Annotated in this window: 14 protein-coding genes and 1 rRNA gene; 5 read left to right on the top strand and 10 right to left on the bottom strand. The window is 61.1% G+C overall.

Translation table 11 applies throughout. The annotated features are described in order from the left end of the window. The first annotated feature begins 156 nt into the window (after positions 1-156). Positions 157-269, top strand: a 5S ribosomal RNA gene (gene rrf, locus Q390_RS0114850). 141 nt (positions 270-410) lie between these two features. Here the strand turns inward: rrf and Q390_RS0114855 are convergent. The 3 genes from Q390_RS0114855 to Q390_RS0114860 form a co-directional block, all read right to left on the bottom strand. After that, complete coding sequence (locus Q390_RS0114855) at positions 411-1,184, bottom strand: class II glutamine amidotransferase (protein ID WP_027996769.1); 774 nt, start codon at positions 1,182-1,184, stop codon at positions 411-413. Positions 1,185-1,221: 37 nt separating this feature from the next. Further along, positions 1,222-1,434, bottom strand: a complete 213-nt coding sequence (locus Q390_RS19630; RefSeq protein WP_156949923.1) for a cysteine-rich CWC family protein — start codon at positions 1,432-1,434, stop codon at positions 1,222-1,224. 165 nt (positions 1,435-1,599) lie between these two features. Further along, a complete protein-coding gene (locus Q390_RS0114860; protein WP_027996770.1) occupies positions 1,600-3,843 on the bottom strand; it encodes a malate synthase G in 2,244 nt (747 codons plus the stop codon). Positions 3,844-4,205: 362 nt separating this feature from the next. On the opposite strand from Q390_RS0114860, the gene Q390_RS0114865 reads away from it, so the two are divergent. After that, the gene (locus Q390_RS0114865) at positions 4,206-5,405 is read left to right on the top strand and encodes a M20 aminoacylase family protein (RefSeq protein WP_027996771.1); all 1,200 of its coding nucleotides are present in this window, start codon (positions 4,206-4,208) and stop codon (positions 5,403-5,405) included. A gap of 96 nt (positions 5,406-5,501) precedes the next feature. Here the strand turns inward: Q390_RS0114865 and Q390_RS0114870 are convergent, their stop codons facing one another. After that, positions 5,502-6,980, bottom strand: coding sequence for a wax ester/triacylglycerol synthase family O-acyltransferase (locus Q390_RS0114870; RefSeq protein WP_425423954.1), 1,479 nt, complete (start codon positions 6,978-6,980; stop codon positions 5,502-5,504). A gap of 142 nt (positions 6,981-7,122) precedes the next feature. Here Q390_RS0114870 and Q390_RS0114875 point away from each other — a divergent pair, with 142 nt between their 5' ends. Continuing rightward, positions 7,123-7,377, top strand: coding sequence for an acyl-CoA-binding protein (locus tag Q390_RS0114875; protein ID WP_027996773.1), 255 nt, complete (start codon positions 7,123-7,125; stop codon positions 7,375-7,377). A gap of 161 nt (positions 7,378-7,538) precedes the next feature. On the opposite strand, the gene Q390_RS0114880 is transcribed toward Q390_RS0114875, so the two are convergent. After that, positions 7,539-7,886: a polyhydroxyalkanoic acid system family protein gene (locus Q390_RS0114880; protein ID WP_027996774.1), complete on the bottom strand. Its 348-nt coding sequence runs from the start codon at positions 7,884-7,886 to the stop codon at positions 7,539-7,541. Between the two features lie 222 nt (positions 7,887-8,108). Between Q390_RS0114880 and Q390_RS18680 the strand changes: the two genes are divergently transcribed. Together Q390_RS18680 and Q390_RS0114890 are read left to right on the top strand one after the other, a co-directional pair. Next, positions 8,109-9,428, top strand: coding sequence for a class I SAM-dependent methyltransferase (locus Q390_RS18680; RefSeq protein ID WP_051603277.1), 1,320 nt, complete (start codon positions 8,109-8,111; stop codon positions 9,426-9,428). Next, the gene (locus Q390_RS0114890; RefSeq protein WP_027996825.1) at positions 9,389-9,745 is read left to right on the top strand and encodes a DUF1840 domain-containing protein; all 357 of its coding nucleotides are present in this window, start codon (positions 9,389-9,391) and stop codon (positions 9,743-9,745) included. Before Q390_RS18680 ends, Q390_RS0114890 begins: the two co-directional genes overlap by 40 nt. 109 nt (positions 9,746-9,854) lie before the next feature. Here Q390_RS0114890 and Q390_RS0114895 read toward each other — a convergent pair whose 3' ends face one another. The 5 genes from Q390_RS0114895 to Q390_RS0114915 all read right to left on the bottom strand — a co-directional run bounded on the left by Q390_RS0114895 (position 9,855) and on the right by Q390_RS0114915 (position 15,560). Next, positions 9,855-11,102 carry a phenylacetate--CoA ligase family protein gene (locus Q390_RS0114895; protein WP_027996775.1) on the bottom strand — a complete coding sequence of 416 codons (1,248 nt, stop codon included), beginning with the start codon at positions 11,100-11,102 and terminating at the stop codon, positions 9,855-9,857. Positions 11,103-11,153: 51 nt separating this feature from the next. Then, positions 11,154-11,963, bottom strand: coding sequence for an ABC transporter ATP-binding protein (locus Q390_RS0114900; RefSeq protein ID WP_027996776.1), 810 nt, complete (start codon positions 11,961-11,963; stop codon positions 11,154-11,156). Between the two features lie 132 nt (positions 11,964-12,095). Continuing rightward, the gene (locus tag Q390_RS0114905; RefSeq protein ID WP_027996777.1) at positions 12,096-13,424 is read right to left on the bottom strand and encodes an ABC transporter substrate-binding protein; all 1,329 of its coding nucleotides are present in this window, start codon (positions 13,422-13,424) and stop codon (positions 12,096-12,098) included. A 102-nt stretch (positions 13,425-13,526) separates the two neighbouring features. Continuing rightward, complete coding sequence (locus Q390_RS0114910; protein WP_027996778.1) at positions 13,527-14,603, bottom strand: branched-chain amino acid ABC transporter permease; 1,077 nt, start codon at positions 14,601-14,603, stop codon at positions 13,527-13,529. A gap of 27 nt (positions 14,604-14,630) precedes the next feature. Further along, positions 14,631-15,560: a branched-chain amino acid ABC transporter permease gene (locus Q390_RS0114915; protein WP_027996779.1), complete on the bottom strand. Its 930-nt coding sequence runs from the start codon at positions 15,558-15,560 to the stop codon at positions 14,631-14,633. Positions 15,561-15,570: the final 10 nt, after the last annotated feature.

Here is a 15,570-nt window from a genome sequence, read left to right on the forward strand (position 1 = left end):
TATAACTTTGATAGCCTTTGCTTAAAGAAATTTAAGTGATCTTCAAAGATTGTTATGCCAAAGCTGACGCAGTCAAAATACAAATTCGAAAAAAACTGATTCCAGACTCTATGAATTGGCTGTGCTGATCAATGATCAGCGCGGCAACCCTTTATGCCTGATGACCATAGCAAGTTGGCCCCACTCCTTCCCATCTCGAACAGGACAGTGAAACGACTTCGCGCCGATGATAGTGCGGGTTCCCGTGTGAAAGTAGGTCATCGTCAGGCTCTTACAGCCAGCAAATACCCCCCGCTCAGCAATGTGCGGGGGGTTTTGTCTTTCTGGCAGCTGTTTGAGTATTTGATGAATTGGCTGCATTGCGCCAATTATCGAAAATGCTTGTCGCTGCTCAGCCGACCGAGTGCGCTTTATGCATCTCCTGCGTACACCGCACCATCGACAAACACCTTCAATTCCCGATGCCCCAATGCCGTCCAGGTCTCATTGCGGGTGAGCGGTGCGGTGACGATGATCGCTACTTTGTCGTTTGGCGAGGTCTGGGTTGAAAAATCGACATGCAGATCTTCATCAGCTAACTGCGCTGCCGCAAAAGGATGGCATCGTTCCAGGTAAAACAAGTGGGTCGAGGCATGGGCCCACAGCGCTTGGCCGTTGGACAGCAAAAAATTGAAGGTGCCGTGCGGCGCAATCTGCGCAGCCAGCTCGCGCAGCGTCAGCGTCAATTCGCCAATGCTGGGCACCTGGGCGTGTGATTTGGCTAACTCTTGCATGATCCAGCAGAACGCGTGTTCGCTGTCGGTCGCGCCCACTGGACGAAAACAGCCGTGCAGGCGTGGCCGAAATTCTTTCAGGTCGCCGTTGTGCGCAAATACCCAATAACGGCCCCACAACTCGCGCACAAAAGGGTGGCAGTTTTGCAAGGCGATGGCGCCCTGGGTGGCTTTACGGATGTGGGAGATGACGTTGCAGCTCTGGATGGGGTAGCGGCGAATCAGATCCGCTACCGGGGAATCAAGGGCGCGCTGGTGATCGACAAAATGGCGCACGCCTTTGTCTTCAAAAAAAGCAATGCCCCAACCATCGCTGTGGTCGCCGGTGTGACCAGCGCGCTGGGCAAAGCCGGTGAAGCTGAAGGTCACGTCGGTGGGCGTATTGCAATTCATCCCCAAAAGTTGGCACATGGCAGATCCGTTGGACGGTTTTTCTAGAAAAAATCGATCATAAAACGTGCTGCCTGGCCGCACACGCTAGGCAGATGCAGCGTTGACCGCGCTCGACCTCGGGAATGCCTGCCAAAGCGTCGGTGGCGATGGTGCTTCCCATGCACCAACACTGCGTCGGCGATAACTGTTGTGCCATCGCGCACTGGTTGGCCTGACCGCACAGGGGGCAGTGCGCGGTGTCGATCGGTGATGTAGACAGGGGTTGCATGGTGTGCAGTGTAGGCGGCTGGACGGCGGGCACACAAAAACGGCACCTGAAGGTGCCGTGGCTGTCATGGAGCGCAGACAGTAAGAGTCAAAACACCTTTAAGCCCAATAGATACATGCGCATTGTGCTATTGAATAAATAGTACATCCAGCTTGTTTCAAGCCTTTAAGCGTGTGCGCCTGCCTTGACTTTCAGACGCCAGGCGTGCAGCAGCGGCTCAGTGTAGCCACTGGGTTGCACCAAGCCCTTGAACACCAGTTCGCACGCCGCTTTGTAAGCAGACGACGTCTCAAAATTACCGGCCATCGGCTGGTACAGTGGGTCCCCGGCGTTTTGGCCATCGACCACGCTGGCCATGCGCTCGAAGGTTTCCTTGACTTGCGCTTCGGTGACGACGCCGTGCAGCAGCCAGTTGGCCATGTGCTGGCTGGAGATGCGCAGCGTGGCGCGGTCTTCCATCAGGCCGACATTGTGGATGTCAGGCACTTTGGAGCAGCCCACGCCTTGATCGACCCAGCGCACCACATAGCCCAAGATGCCTTGGGCGTTGTTGTCCAGCTCTTGCTGCTTTTCAGCGTCCGACCAGTTGGGCGCGGCGGCCACAGGGATGGTCAACAGGCCCGTCAGCAGATCGTCACGCACGGCATTGAAGTCGGTTTTTTCCAGCGCGATTTGGATGTCGCTGACCAAAACCTGGTGGTAGTGCAGCGCGTGCAGCGTGGCGCCGGTCGGGCTGGGCACCCAGGCGGTGTTGGCACCGGCTTTGGGATGGGCAATTTTTTGCTCCAACATCGCCGCCATCAGGTCGGGCATGGCCCACATGCCTTTGCCGATTTGCGCCTTGCCGCGCAGGCCGCATTCCAAGCCGACCAGCACGTTGTTGCGCTCGTACGACTGGATCCAGGCGCTGGTTTTCATGTCGCCCTTGCGGATCATCGGGCCGGCTTGCATGGCGCTGTGCATTTCGTCGCCGGTGCGGTCGAGAAAGCCGGTGTTGATGAATGCCACGCGGCTGGCGGCGGCGCCAATGCAGGCTTTCAGGTTGACCGAGGTGCGGCGCTCTTCGTCCATGATGCCCAGCTTGACGGTGCTGTCGGGCAGGCCCAGCAGTTGCTCAACGCGGCCAAACAGCTCGCTGGCAAAGGCCACTTCGGCGGGACCGTGCATCTTTGGCTTGACGATGTAGACCGAGCCTTTGCGCGAGTTGCGCAGGCCCACGGCGCCCGCGCCGTTTTCTGCATTCGTGCCGTGGCCTTTTTGCAGGTCGTGCAGTGCAATGGTGGTGGTGACGACCGCGTCCAGAATGCCTTCAGGGATTTCGCGCTGTGCGCCTTGGGCGTCGGTGTAGAGGATGGCCGGATTGGTCATCAGGTGGCCGACGTTGCGCAGGAACATCAGCGAGCGGCCATGCAAACGCACTTCAGCGCCACCGTTGGCGGCGGTGTAAATGCGGTCGGCGTTGAGGCCACGTGTCAGGGTTTTGCCGCCTTTGTCGAAGGATTCGGTCAGTGTGCCCTTCAGGATGCCGAGCCAGTTGCTGTAGCCCAGCACTTTGTCGTCCGCGTCCACGGCGGCGACTGAGTCTTCCAAATCGAGGATGGTGGACAGTGCCGATTCGATCACCATGTCCGACACGCCGGCCGCATCGCTGGCGCCAATCGTCGTGGTGCGGTTGATGAGGATATCGATGTGCAAACCATTGTGCACCAGCAGCACCGAGGTCGGCGCCGCCGCTTCGCCTTGGTAGCCGACCAGTTGGGCGTTGTCTTTCAGGCCCGTTTTTGCGCCGCCTTGGAGCGTGACCACCAGTTGGCCGCCGCCCTCGATGGCGTAGCCGGTCGAGTCTTGGTGCGAGCCGTTGGCCAGTGGGGCGGCTTGGTCCAGCAAATTGCGCGCAAAGGCGATGACTTTGGCGCCGCGCTTGTCGTTGTAGCCGGGGCCTTTGGCGCAGCCGTCTGCCTCCGAGATGGCATCGGTGCCATACAGCGCATCGTACAAGCTGCCCCAGCGCGCGTTGGCGGCGTTCAGGGCGTAGCGGGCGTTCAGGATGGGCACCACCAGTTGCGGGCCGGCTTGCACCGCCAGTTCGTCATCGACGTTTGATGTGGTGGTTTGCACGCCTTCGGGCACCGGCACCAAGTAGCCGATGGTTTCTAAAAACTTGCGGTAAGCCGCCATGTCGGTGATCGGCCCGGGATGCGCTTGGTGCCAGGTGTCCAGCTCGGTTTGCAGGCGCTCGCGCTCGGCCAGCAGGGCGATGTTGCGCGGTGCCAGGTCTGCCACGATGGCATCAAAGCCTTGCCAAAAAGCGGCGCTGTCCACGCCGGTGCCGGGCAACACCTGCTCGTTGATGAAGCGGTGCAAGATGTTGGCCACTTGCAGGCGATGGACGGAGGTGCGTGCGGTCATGTGAAAAGTCTCAAATAAAAAATCGGTATGCACGCTTTGGTGCGGCTGGTAGCCACTGTATTCGATTTGATTGACGACATAAACAGTCTGAAAAATCATAAACCTGTGACTTTTATAAATGCAATTTGGGCTCGGCAGCGCCCGGTCAGTTGCCAGTTTGAGTTATTTTGATAGCAAATAGCGCTTGCTAATAGATGATTTGAAGTAGTTTTATCTATGAATGTCTTGTGCATAAAGCGCTTGCAGCTATCAAATTGATATTTGTTGTCGTGCTCTAGATAGCCGCTTGTGTGGCTGTATGGCCGCGATGCCGGCAGTCGCCGCGCGCTTGGCTAGACTGGCAACTTGGAAGGAATCTCACCATGCAAGTCATTGAATCGATTGCCCAGCACGCTGGCGCCATGGCCGCGTTGCGGCGCGACCTCCACGCCCACCCCGAGTTGCGTTTTGAAGAAACCCGCACCGCCGATGTGGTGGCGCAGCAACTCACCGAATGGGGCATTCCCCTCCACCGCGGGCTGGGCACCACGGGTGTGGTCGGTATTGTCCACGGCCGGGATGGTGGCGCCTGTGGCCGCGCGCTCGGGCTGCGTGCCGACATGGACGCGCTGCCGATGACCGAGAGCAACACCTTTGCCCATGCCAGCCGCCACGTCGGGAAAATGCACGCCTGCGGCCACGACGGCCATACGGCGATGTTGCTCGCGGCGGCGCAGCACCTGGCGCAGCACCGGGACTTTGACGGCACGGTGTATCTGATTTTTCAGCCGGCAGAAGAAGGCGGCGGCGGCGCGCGCGAGATGATCAAAGACGGGCTGTTCACGCTGTTTCCGATGCAGGCGGTGTTTGGCATGCACAACTGGCCGGGCATGTTGCCGGGCCAGATGGCGGTCAGCCCCGGCCCGGTGATGGCGTCGAGCAACGAATTCAAAATCACCGTCTGTGGCAAGGGTGGCCACGCCGCCATGCCGCACACCGGCATCGACCCGGTGCCGATTGCCTGCCAGATGGTGCTGGCGTTCCAGACCATCCTGACGCGCAACAAGAAGCCGGTGGATGCGGGCGTCATCTCGGTGACCATGGTCCACGCAGGCGAGGCCACCAACGTGGTGCCCAATACCTGCGAGTTGCAGGGCACGGTGCGCACGTTCAGCATCGAGGTGCTGGACTTGATTGAGCGGCGGATGCGCCAAGTGGCCGAGCATCTTTGCGCGGCGCACGAGGCGACCTGTGATTTTCAGTTTGTGCGCAACTACCCGCCGACCATCAACGCCGCGCCCGAGGCGGCGTTTGCACGCCAAGTGATGGAGAGCATCGTTGGCGCGGATAACGTCGTCGAGCAGGAGCCCACCATGGGCGCGGAAGACTTCGCCTTCATGTTGCAAGCCGTCCCCGGCGCCTACTGCTTTATTGCCAATGGCGACGGCACGCACCGCGACATCGGCCACGGCGGCGGGCCGTGCACGCTGCACAACCCGAGCTATGACTTTAACGATGCGCTGATTCCGCTGGGCGCCACCTACTGGGTGCGGCTGGCGCAGGCGTGGCTGGCACGCGCCTGAAGTGGCATTAGCCGTTTTTGGATAAAAACGGCCGCAAACCCTTGCTGTATTTGCGCCTGCCGCTATTGTTTTGATATTCAGGGGCTACGCGGTGCTTCACGGCAACATCAGTGACAGCCATAGCAGTTGCTCGAATTCAGGGATAAAGGCATCGATGATCTGCTGGGGCTCGGGGCACAGCGCGGTGTCGGCGATCAGGCCAAACTGCACGTTGCCGGCATAACTCAGGATTGACACGCCCAGGCCGACGCTGCCCGATTGCGGTACCCAGAACAGGCATTGCGCCAGACGCGCGCCGCACAGCGTGAGCGGCGCGTGCGGGCCGGGCACGTTGGTCATGACAGCGGTCGTCTTGCGGCTGAACAGGCCCAGCAGCGCGTCCTGTGCCGGCTGCACCAGCACGCCCGCCACGGCCAGTAGGGCGTAGGTCAGCAGCGGCTGCGTGCTGCCCTTGAGCGCTGCCATGCGCCGGCGCACCTCGTAGACGCGCTCAATGGGGTTGTTGATGCCGATGGGCAGTAACAGCGGTACCAGACCAAAGTGGTTGCCCAGGGTTCCGTCCTCGTCTGGTGAGCGTAGATTGACCGGCACCATGGCACGGATTTCCTGGCCTTCGGTGCGCTCGCCATGGCGGCGCAGATAACTGCCGAGGGCGCCGGCCACGCACGACAGCAGCACATCGTTGAGTGAGCAGCCCAGGGCGGCGCCCACGGCCTTGACCTCGTGCAGCGGCAGCGGCGTGCACCAAGCCACGCGCTTGGCGCCACCAGGCACGCCCTTGAGGCGCGTGGGCGAGTCGTTGGGCATCAGGGCCAGCGCCGCCATGTCGCTCAGCAGCTGCTGCCCCAGGCGCGCTGTCTCTAGGGTGGTGGCCCGAGCGTGTGCGAGGGTTTTTTGGGGTTCGTGCAGCGCCTGCAGTGCCTGTGCAGTGAAGTCGGTGAGGGGCGGGTCCTGTGCTGCGCCTGGCCCGCCCGAATGGTCCGACCGTGCCGCAGGCACCGGTGCAGGCGGTACGGTGCCGCCATCGACCAGCGACAAGATGACATGCAACAGCGCCATGCCATCGGCAATGCAATGGTGGATCCGCATGATCAGGGCGCTGCCGCTCTGGCCATCGCCATCGACAAAATTGTCGATCAGGTGAAACTGCCATAGGGGCCGCAGCGGGTCGAGTGGCTGCATCGCCAGTTCGCCGATGCGCTCTTGCAGCGCCGTTTGCTGGCTTTGGCCTTTGCCCTCGCCAGCGCGCCGGGGCAGGGTGGTGCGCACGACGTGGGCGCGGATGTCAAAGTGGGCGTCTTCCACCCAGCGGGCGCCGATGGCATCGCGCACCACGCACTGGCGAAAGCGCGGATAGGCCAGCATCCGCTCTTGCACGCGTTCGCACAGCGCTGGCCATGGGATGCCGGGGGTGAGCGTCCAGACACCGTTGATCATCATCAGATTGCTGGCGCTGTCCATGCGCAGCCAGGCGGTATCGACCTTGCCCATGCGCTCATCGGGCAGGGGAGATAAGGCGGGTGGGCGGGCGTTGCAGCGTGCAGTTGGGGGGCGGGACGGCGTGCGGGTGACCATGGGCAAGCTCCTGTGGACGGTTTTGGGGGCGGACCTCCCACGTGCGCAGGATCGAAGGCGTGCCCGAATGCTGGCCGTAAGATACAACGCAGGGGCTCGCCAGAAGCCTGTTTTTCTCATCCGTATCCAAGGAGCATTCCCCATGGCCGATTTGAACGCCAATTTTGAAGCCGCTGTCGCGCAGTCCAAAAACCTCAGCGAGCGCCCCGACAATCCGACGCTGCTGAAAATCTATGCCTTGTACAAGCAAGCCAGCGCGGGCGACAACACCGAGAAAAAACCCGGTTTTACCGATGTGGTGGCGCGGGCCAAATGGGACGCCTGGAGCAAGCTCAAGGGCACGGCTGCAGACGCCGCCCAGCAGCAGTACATCGAGCTGATCGCTGAACTCAGCTGAAGCGCGCCGGGCGCTGGCCCCCGGCAACAGCGGGTGCGCATACACAACCACAAGCAACAGTCAGCATTAGCAAGCAACAAAAAGGGCGGCCTCTGGGTCGCCCTTTTGGTGGCTGTCCTGGCTATCACAGCCCGGCTGTGTCACCGCCTGTGAGCGCGCTGTCAGGCAGATGGCGCCGCCGGTTTTTTCTTCTGCGCCGCCTTCTTTGCGGCGGGCTTCTTCGGCAACAGCAAGCTGTCGAACTGCTTATTCAGTTCGGCTTCAATGCTGTCCTTGAAAGCGCTGAGCAAAAAACCCAGTTCTGCGGCCAGCGCAAACTGGTCTGGGTGCACCTGCAGGGTGCCTGTGACGCCCAGGCGGCTGAAGTGCAGCGTGTCCTGCTCCGTACCTTCTGCGTACGTGCAATCCATGTCAAATTTTTTCTCCACCTTCTCAGCCCAGGCAAAGGCGATCTTGCGTGCGGCGGGCAGACCGAGCTGGTGCGGGCGGTGGATATGGATGTGAGGCACTGCGAGGGCTCCGTGGTGGGGTGACTGGGGTTGGGTTGCATCATAAAACCGTGGCCGCACATTCTGGCCATGGCACAGCGCCCGCTAAAGCTAGGCGGTCGCAAAAATCTGAAACATTGACGGTGTGCATGGAGTGGTGTTGCGGTGTACGGTGTAGCGCAATCCATGGATCGTGCCCATGTTTCAGGCGCATGGCGGCGCCCACCACAGGAGTTCCAGACTATGCCTCTGCCGTCTCTGCAGAAAAAAATTGTCCAGCGCATCGACCGGTTGCCGCTGTCTGTGGCGCTGCAGTTGCCCTCTGGTAAGCGTCTGGGGCCGCGCCAAGCCGCAGTGACGCTGCTTTTTCAGGATGCGGCCAGCCTCGCCGGTCTGGTGGCGGGGCGCATTGGCGCGGTCGCTGAGGCCATGGTGGAAGGTCGGGTGCGCTTTGAGGGCACTTTGCGCGATCTGATGCACGTGGCCAATGCGCTGCTGCCGGGCAATCCGACGCACAGCAACACCCGCTGGTGGACGCGCACGCTGCACCACGCCCGCTCCATGGGCGCACATACGCCCGGACGCGATGCGCAGCAGATTCAGTTTCATTACGATGTGTCAGATGATTTTTATGCGCTGTGGCTGGATCCGCGGCGCGTGTATTCGTGCGCCTATTACCGCCAGCCAAACATGTCCCTGGCGCAGGCGCAGGAAGCCAAGCTCGACCACATCTGCCGCAAGCTGCTGCTGCAACCGGGCGAGCGTTTTCTGGATATCGGTGCGGGCTGGGGCGGGCTGCTGCTGTGGGCGGCCGAGCACTACGGGGTGGATGCCACCGGCATCACACTGTCGCACCACCAGCACGCGTATGTGCAGCGCGTAATTGTCGAAAAGGGCTTGCAAGACCGGGTGCGCATGCTGCTGTGCGACTACCGCGAGTTGCAGGTGTCGCAGCCGTTTGACAAGGTCGCCTCGGTGGGCATGTTCGAGCATGTCGGGCGGGCCCACATACCGACGTACTTTGCCACCGTGCGCCGCCTGCTGCGCCCGGGCGGATGGGTCCTGAACCATGGCATCACGGCCGGTGGTACCGACAACACCGAACTGGGCGCTGGTATGGGGGCGTTCATCGAAAAATACATCTTCCCGGGTGGTGAGTTGCTGCATGTCAGTAGCGTGCTGAACGCGCTGGCTGGTGCAGGGTTGGAAATGGTCGATGCAGAAAACCTACGCCCGCACTATGCGCGCACCTTGTGGGCCTGGTCGGATGCGCTGGAGGCCCGCTTGGATGAGGCACGCCGGGTGCTTTCCGCTGACGATGGCATGGAGCAGGCGCAGCGCGTGGTGCAGGCGTACCGCTTGTATTTGGCCGGTAGCGCCATGGGTTTTGAGCGTGGCTGGATGAGTCTGTACCAGTTGCTGGCGACACGGCCGAACAACGATATTGAACGGGGTGCACTTCCTGGAGCGCAATCGGACTATCCTTTCACTCGTGATTACCTCTATTCCTCCAAGGATGTTCCATGCTCTACAAATTCAAATCCCGCTCTACCGCTGACCTGATCTTGCTGGAGCCGCATGGACGTCGGCTGCTGCAGATCATTGGCAAAGAGACCGGCCGCGCCGGTATCGTGACGGTGGCGCAAATTCCTGCCGCAGTGGCCGCGCTCGAAGCAGCCGTACTTGATGAGGAGCGGCGGGCGGCCGCTGCCCAGGCGCAAGCCAAAGAGGCGCATACCAATGCGCAGGCTGACGATGCGGCGGAGGAGGGCCCACAGGGCGACAGTGATGTCGTCAGCCTGCGCCAACGCGCTGCGCCGTTTATTGACATGCTGCGCCGCAGCGCCCAGGGCGGTGATGACGTGGTCTGGGGTACCTGAGAACCTGTAGCCTGAACATGCGTTGCGCGCTGGATGGCGCGCCATGAAAAAGCCGCCGGTCTGGTCACAGATGCGGCGGCTTTGTTGCGCTGGCCAGGGCGCAGGGGACTCAGCGGTAGCTGCGTGCGTCCTCGATCACCTTGCCGTCGTTGGGCAGGGTGCCCGGTGCGACCAGTTCGACTTCGCCGCGCAGCTTGGTGACTTCGCGGATAGCATCTTGCAGACGCTCTGCCAGGCCGGACGAGGTTTCGGTAGTTTCGACCTGCAGCACCATCTGGTCGTTGGCCATTTCGCCACTGACCACCAGCCGTGCGCGCTGTACCTGGGGAAAGCGCGCCGCAATGCTGGCCACCTGGCCAGGGTGCACAAACATGCCGCGTACCTTGGTGGTCTGGTCGGCGCGCCCCATCCAGCCCTTGATGCGGATATTGGTGCGGCCAGTCGGGCATTGTCCAGGCAGGATGGCGGACAGATCGCCGGTGCCAAAGCGGATCAGCGGGTAGTCGGGGTTGAGCGTGGTCACCACCAGTTCGCCCACTTCACCTTCGGGCACCGGGTCACCCGTGCCCGGACGCACAATTTCGACGATGACGTGCTCGTCCAGTACTAAGCCTTCGCGCGCTGCGGTCTCATAGGCGATCAGTCCCAGGTCGGCAGTGCCATAGCACTGGTAGGCGGCCACGCCGCGCTCGCTGAACCAGTCGCGCAGCGAGGGCGGTAACGCTTCGGCCGAGAGCAGGGCTTTGGTCAGGCTGGGCAGGGGCTGCTTGAGTTCTGCCGCTTTGTCCAGAATCAGCTTGAGAAAACTGGGGGTACCGATGTAGCCGGCGGGGCGCAGTTCGACCATGGCTTGTACCTGTTGCTCGGTCTGGCCGGTGCCACCGGGAAACACCGTGCAGCCCAACGCGTGGGCGCCACTTTCCATCATGGAGCCGGCCGGCACGAAATGGTAGCTGAAGCTGTTGTGCGCCAGGTCGCCCGCGCGAAAACCGGCCGCGTACAGCGCGCGTGCCATGCGCCAGTAGTCGCGGCGTGTGCCTTCGGGTTCGTAGATCGGGCCCGGGCTGCAAAAGACGCGCGGCATGGCCGCACCAAAGCCCAGGGTGGCAAAGCCGCCAAAGGCGTTGTCGGCGCGCAGTGCCTGCTGGCGTTCTTGCAGCTGGTATTTGCGTGTCACCGGCAGGCTGGCCAAGGCGGCGCGGCTGTTGATGCTGGCCGGATCGACATCGCCCAAGATCTCGGCGAAGGCGGCAGAGTTGGTGCGCGCGTTCTCGATCTGCACCGGCAGGGCTGCCATCAAGTCAGCCTCGCGCTCGGCCGGGGGACTGGTTTCCAGTGGATCGTAAAAGGGATTCATGGGGTATGGAGGGTAAGGGGGAGAAAGCTCAGGGATTCACACAGGTCCAGGTCATGCCAGCCAGCGCTTGCGCCGTTTGTAGCTCTTGACGTCCTTGAAGCTCTTGCGCTCGCCACCGCCGACACCGAGGTAGAACTCTTTCACATCCTCGTTGTTGGCCAGATCGCTGGCGACGCCGTCCATGACGACGCGGCCCGATTCCATGATGTAGCCGTAGTCGGAATATTTCAGCGCCATGTTGGTGTTCTGCTCGGCCAGCAGGAAGGTGACCTTCTCCTTGGCGTTCAGATCCTTGACGATGTTGAACACCTCTTCGACGATCTGCGGTGCCAGGCCCATGGAAGGTTCGTCCAGCAGCACCATGCTGGGGTTGGTCATGATGGCGCGGCCAATGGCGCACATCTGCTGCTCACCGCCCGAGGTGTAGGCCGCTTGCGAGGTGCGGCGTGTTTTCAGGCGTGGAAAGTAGTTGTAGACCTTCTCCAGATTGGCGGCAATTTCGCCCTTGCTCGTGCGGGTGTACGAACCGGTCATCAGGTTCTCTTCAATCGTCAGGTGGGCAAAGCAGTGGCGCCCTTCCATCACCTGCACCACGCCGCGCTTGACCAGGTCGGCCGGCGTGAGTTTTTCAATGCGTTCACCGCGCAGCTCGATCGAGCCTTTAGTGACTTCGCCGCGCTCGCCTGCCAGCAGGTTGGAGACGGCGCGCAAGGTGGTGGTCTTGCCCGCGCCGTTGCCACCCAGAATGGCGACGATACTGCCCTCGGGCACCTGCAACGAGACGCCCTTGAGCACCAAGATCACGTGGTTGTAGATGACCTCGATGCCGTTGACGTTCAGAACAATGTTTTTGGGGTCCATAGGGTTTCTCTCTGTGCCAGTTCCAACTCGAATTCCACTTCTCAATTGACAGGGCTGCACGGCAAACCTGTCAATTGGCGGCTCGGGATGAGCCGCTGCCTCCCCGCCCCTAGCGGATGAGGCAGGTGTCATTTAAGACTCGCAGTCAGATGCAGCGCGGCGCTGCAGCTTCTTGTCGGCCAGGTACTTGTCGGCACCGGCCTTGACCATGGGCTTCAAGATCTGCTCGTCCGCCTGGTACCACTCAGGGCTGATATCCCACTTCTTGCCGTCCCAGGTCTGGATACGTGCCCAGGTGGAACCCATGTGGTCAGCGCAGCTGGTCGAGAGGGGGCGCATCACGCCGTTAAAGCCCATCGCGTCCAGCTTCTTCTGGTCGAGGTGCAGGTTTTCCAGGCCCCAGCGCACTTGCTCGCCGGTCATGACCTTGCCCTTGCCAAAACGCTCTTGCGCACGGCGCACGGCTTCCACACCGAGCATCTGGATGATCACGCCACGGGTGTACAGCACCGAGCCGACTTCGTCCTTGGCGCCGGTGCCCTGGCCTTTGTCGTGCACGTTCTTCAGGATGTCTTGAATCACCTTGGGCTGTGTGCCTGAGCCGTTCAGAGCCAAAGCATGGTAGCCCTTGGCGCCGTCGCCCACGTCGCGCACGTCCGGCTCGGCACCAGCCCACCAGACGCCATACATCTTGTCGCGGGGGAAGCCAGTGGCTTGTGCCTCTTTCAGGGCGGTGGAGTTCATCACGCCCCAGCCCCACAGCATCACGTAGTCGGGGCGGCTCTGGCGCACTTGCAACCAGGTGGCTTTCTGCTCTACGCCGGGAGCCGTGACCGGCAGCAGCTGCAGCTCAAAGCCGTGCATCTTGGCGCGCTCTTGGATCACGGGGATCGGCTCTTTGCCAAACGGGCTGTCGTGGTAAACCAAGGCGATTTTCTTCCCCTTGAGCTTGTCCAGGCCGCCAGCAGTTTTGCCAATGTGCTGGATCAGGATGTCCGCACCGGTCCAGTAGCTGCCCATGAGCGGGAAGTTCCATTTGAACGCCATGCCGTCTTGCGCCACCGACAGACCATAGCCCAGGGTCATGAGTGGTATTTTGTCCACAGGGGCTTTTTCGGTCAGGGCGAAGGTGATGCCCGTGGCCTGGGGGTCAAACAGCGTCACGCCAGGATGGCCCTTGAGGCGCTCATAGCACTCGACGCCGCGGTCGGTGGCATAGCCCGTTTCGCACTCTTCGTACGTCAGCTTGACGCCGTTGATGCCACCGTCGCGGGCATTGATCATCTTCAGATAGTCCTGCTTGCCGTTGGCCCAGGGGGTGCCGTTGGGCGCATAGGGACCAGTGCGGTAGGACAGCAGGGGGAAGAACTGCTCTTTGGCCTGCGCCATGGCGCTGGTGGCCAATGACGACGCACCAGCCGCCACGACGGCGGCGGCGAGCACAAACTTGGAAAGCTTCATGGATGTCTCCTTTGGATGAATAGGTGGAAGCGCGGGAAAGAACCGGAAATATATAGAGAGGATGCACCGTGCGAACGAGGCATTACCCGCGGTGTTTGCTGATCAGTGCGGAAACGGCCAGAGACGCATTTTTTGCTTGCCGATAGACCACAGCTTGGCCAGGCCATGCGGCTCGACGATCAGGAACCAAACGATCAGGCCACCAAAAATCATCAGCTCAGCGTGCGACACCCCGGCAGTTGAAATGGTGAAGCCAAAGGTATTGGCCAGTGCGGGCAGGAAGCGGTTCAGGGCAATCGGCAGCACCACAATGAACGCGGCGCCAAAGAAGCCGCCCATGATGGAACCCAGACCGCCGATGATCACCATGAACAACAGGCGAAATGAGATCTCGACTGAGAACGCGGCCGGCTCCCAGGAGCTCAAGTGCACGAAGGCCCACAGCGCACCGGCCATGCCGATGATGAAAGAGCTGACGGCAAAGGCGCTGAGCTTGGCGTACATCGGGCGGATACCGATCACCGCAGCCGCTACGTCCATGTCGCGGATCGCCATCCACTCGCGGCCAATGGCGCCGCGCACCAGATTTTTGGCCAGCAGTGCGACCACCACCAGAATGGTCAGGCAGAACAGGTATTTGGCAGTAGCGCTTTCAATGGGCAGACCAAACACTTGCAGGTGGTTGACCGAGACCGAGCCGGAGTCGGAATTGTTCGTCAGCCAGCGGATGCGCAAGAACATCCAGTCGCTGAAGAACTGCGCCGCCAGCGTCGCCACGGCCAGATACAGACCTTTGACGCGCAGGCTGGGCAGCCCAAACAGGATGCCAAAGGCCATGGCGCACAAACCACCCAGAATCAGCGCTGGAATCAAAGGCAGACCGGGGATGCGTACAAAAAAGTTGTAGGCACCGTAAGCGCCAACGGCCATGAAGGCGCCTGAACCGAGCGAGATCTGACCGCAGTATCCGACCAGAATATTCACCCCGATGGCTGCCAGCGACATGATCACCAGCGGGATCAGGATCGAGCTGTAGAAATAATCGGTGGCCAGCATCGGCACCACGATGAAGGCAAAGGCAAGCAGCAGGCCAATGGCCACGCGGTCTTGCGTGATCGGGAAGATCTGCTGATCCGCCCGATAGGTGGTCTTGAACTGACCGTTTTCGCGGTAAAACATGAGGGACTCCTTGTTCTTCTTGCTGGGTTACACGCGGTCAATGATTTTTTCGCCGAACAGCCCTTGGGGACGGAACAACAAAAACACCAACGCCAGCACATAGGCAAACCAGATTTCAATGCCGCCGCCCACGAACGGGCCCAGATACACCTCGGAAAGTTTTTCACCTACGCCGATGATCAGGCCGCCGATGATGGCGCCGGGCACCGAAGTCAGGCCGCCCAGAATCACCACCGGCAAGGCACGCAGCGCCACGGTGGTCAGCGAGAATTGCACGCCCAGTTTCGAGCCCCAGATCATGCCGGCCACCAAGGCCACCACGCCGGCCACACACCAGACGATGACCCAGATGCGATTCAGCGGAATACCAATCGACTGAGCGGCTTGGTGGTCGTCCGCGACAGCACGCAGGGCGCGGCCGGTGGAGGTTTTCTGGAAGAAAACGCTCAAGATAATCACCAGGGCTGCGGCGATGGCTGCGGCAATCACGTCTTCTTTGTTCACCAGCACGCCGCCGGGGAAGATGGAGTCGAGCATGAAGATCGGGTCTTTGGGCATACCAATGTCGATCTTGTAGATGTCGCTGCCAAACAGCGTCTGACCGAGGCCTTCGAGGAAGTAGGCAATGCCCAGCGTGGCCATCAGCAGGGTGGCACCTTCCTGGTTCACCAGGTGGCGCAGCACCAAGCGCTCAATCAGCCAGGCGACGACAAACATACAGCCGCCGGCAATCACAAAGGCGGCCAGGTTGGCGACGATGGCGTTGTCGATGCCGGTCCACTCGGGAATCCATTCGGCAAAGCGCGCCATGGCCAGTGCGGCAAACAGCACCATTGCGCCTTGGGCGAAGTTGAAGACGCCGGACGCCTTGTAGATCAGCACGAAGCCGAGCGCTACCAGCGAATACAACATGCCGGCCATCAGGCCGCCAATCAGTGTTTCAAGAAAAAATGCCATGGTGTTTCTT

Origin of the sequence: Simplicispira psychrophila DSM 11588, from assembly GCF_000688255.1 — a bacterium.
Classification (GTDB): domain Bacteria; phylum Pseudomonadota; class Gammaproteobacteria; order Burkholderiales; family Burkholderiaceae_C; genus Simplicispira; species Simplicispira psychrophila.

Bases quoted from the DNA above. Each gene is read 5' to 3' on its own strand.
- Q390_RS0114855 (WP_027996769.1), bottom strand. From the start codon at position 1,184: ATGTGCCAACTTTTGGGGATGAATTGCAATACGCCCACCGACGTGACC.
- Q390_RS19630 (WP_156949923.1), bottom strand. From the start codon at position 1,434: ATGCAACCCCTGTCTACATCACCGATCGACACCGCGCACTGCCCCCTG.
- Q390_RS0114860 (WP_027996770.1), bottom strand. From the start codon at position 3,843: ATGACCGCACGCACCTCCGTCCATCGCCTGCAAGTGGCCAACATCTTG.
- Q390_RS0114865 (WP_027996771.1), top strand. From the start codon at position 4,206: ATGCAAGTCATTGAATCGATTGCCCAGCACGCTGGCGCCATGGCCGCG.
- Q390_RS0114870 (WP_425423954.1), bottom strand. From the start codon at position 6,980: ATGGTCACCCGCACGCCGTCCCGCCCCCCAACTGCACGCTGCAACGCC.
- Q390_RS0114875 (WP_027996773.1), top strand. From the start codon at position 7,123: ATGGCCGATTTGAACGCCAATTTTGAAGCCGCTGTCGCGCAGTCCAAA.
- Q390_RS18680 (WP_051603277.1), top strand. From the start codon at position 8,109: ATGCCTCTGCCGTCTCTGCAGAAAAAAATTGTCCAGCGCATCGACCGG.
- Q390_RS0114890 (WP_027996825.1), top strand. From the start codon at position 9,389: ATGCTCTACAAATTCAAATCCCGCTCTACCGCTGACCTGATCTTGCTG.
- Q390_RS0114895 (WP_027996775.1), bottom strand. From the start codon at position 11,102: ATGAATCCCTTTTACGATCCACTGGAAACCAGTCCCCCGGCCGAGCGC.
- Q390_RS0114900 (WP_027996776.1), bottom strand. From the start codon at position 11,963: ATGGACCCCAAAAACATTGTTCTGAACGTCAACGGCATCGAGGTCATC.
- Q390_RS0114905 (WP_027996777.1), bottom strand. From the start codon at position 13,424: ATGAAGCTTTCCAAGTTTGTGCTCGCCGCCGCCGTCGTGGCGGCTGGT.
- Q390_RS0114910 (WP_027996778.1), bottom strand. From the start codon at position 14,603: ATGTTTTACCGCGAAAACGGTCAGTTCAAGACCACCTATCGGGCGGAT.
- Q390_RS0114915 (WP_027996779.1), bottom strand. From the start codon at position 15,560: ATGGCATTTTTTCTTGAAACACTGATTGGCGGCCTGATGGCCGGCATG.